1 protein-coding gene is annotated in these 291 nt (G+C 64.9%); it reads right to left on the bottom strand.

The features are described from left to right. Nucleotides 1-291, bottom strand: a 291-nt coding sequence (locus tag ACYP33_RS30185) for a glutathione S-transferase family protein (RefSeq protein ID WP_459624961.1), incomplete at both ends; no start/stop codon positions are given.

The following is a 291-nucleotide window of genomic DNA, read 5'->3' on the forward strand; positions in this document are numbered from 1 at the left end:
CGTGCACCCAGCCGGCGATCCAGTTGAGCAGTTCGTGGCAACGGGCTTCCTCGAGCGGGTCGGCGGGAACCAGGCCTGCGTCGGGATACTGCCTGACCAGATACGCCATGATCGCCGGCAGCTCGGTGAGGACTTTCGTCTGCCCTTCGACATGCAGCGCCGGCACGCGCGCCTTCGGGTTGATGGCGAGATATTCCGCCGACTGCGTGGCCCCGTTGGCGATCACGGTAGGCGCCAGCGAGTAAGGCACGCCCAGTTCTTCCAGCACGATATGGACAGCAAGGGAACAGG

The organism is Burkholderia sp. 3C (assembly GCF_054589155.1).